A 1,141-nucleotide genomic window follows, 5' to 3' on the forward strand; every position below is an offset into this window, starting at 1 on the left:
CGCCACCCGCGCGCCCGATACGAATGCGAACGCGAACGCGGCGTATGCCGCGAAGGCGGCCGAGCGCACGCGCCTGTCCGCCGACGCCGCTGCCGCGGTGGCCGACGCCGTGAAGTCGCGCATTGAGCGGATCGTCAACGATACGGTGATGCAGGAGCTCGGCGAGCTGCGCGGGATGATGGAAGAGCAGTTCGACAGCCTGATGTGGCACGACCGCCAGCGTCGCAGCGCCGTGCATGGCGCGCTGACGAAGCACCTGTTCGCGGCCGGTTTCTCCGCGCAGCTCGTGCGGATGCTGGTCGACAACATGCCGGCCGGCGACGGCGCGCAGACCTTCGAACAGGCTGCCGAATGGGCGCAGTCGGTACTCGCGTCGAACCTGCCGGTGCTCGAAAGCGAAGATGCGCTGATGGAGCGCGGCGGCGTGTTCGCGCTGATGGGGCCGACGGGCGTCGGCAAGACGACCACCACCGCGAAGCTGGCCGCACGCTGCGTGATGCGCTTCGGCGCGAGCAAGGTCGCGCTGCTGACCACCGACAGCTACCGGATCGGCGGCCACGAGCAGCTGCGCATCTTCGGCAAGATCCTCGGCGTGCCCGTGCATGCGGTGAAGGATGCGGGCGACCTCGCACTGGCGCTGTCCGAGCTGCGCAACAAGCACATCGTGCTGATCGACACGATCGGCATGAGCCAGCGCGACCGCGCGGTATCCGACCAGATCGCGATGCTGCACGGTGCGAACGCGCCGGTGCAGCGCCTGCTGCTGCTCAACGCGACGAGCCATGGCGACACGCTCAACGAAGTCGTGCAGGCGTACCGCAGCGCGGGCGAGCATCCGGACCTGGCCGGCTGCATCCTCACGAAGCTCGACGAGGCGACCCACCTCGGCGGCGTGCTCGACACCGTGATCCGCTACAAGCTGCCGATCCATTACGTGTCGACCGGCCAGAAGGTGCCGGAGAACCTGTACGTCGCCTCGACCAAATTCCTGCTGAAGAGCGCGTTCTGTGTACCGCGCGACGGCTCGCCCTTCGTGCCGCAAGACGAGGACATGCCGACGCTGCTCTCCGCACTGACCGCACGTTCCACCGCCGAGCTGCACGAGGTGCGATTTGGATAAACGAATCATCGACCAGGCCGA

General features: G+C 67.6%; 1 protein-coding gene. It reads left to right on the plus strand.

Going from position 1 to position 1,141, the window contains the following annotated elements; all coding sequences use genetic code 11:
* Window positions 1–1,120: flagellar biosynthesis protein FlhF (gene flhF, locus G3N93_RS40160; protein WP_206135540.1), on the plus strand; the 1,120-nt coding region annotated here is incomplete at its 5' end.
* Between the last annotated feature and the right edge of the window lie 21 nt (window positions 1,121–1,141).

This window comes from Burkholderia sp. Se-20378, assembly GCF_017104665.1.
Taxonomy (GTDB): Bacteria; Pseudomonadota; Gammaproteobacteria; order Burkholderiales; family Burkholderiaceae; genus Burkholderia; species Burkholderia lata.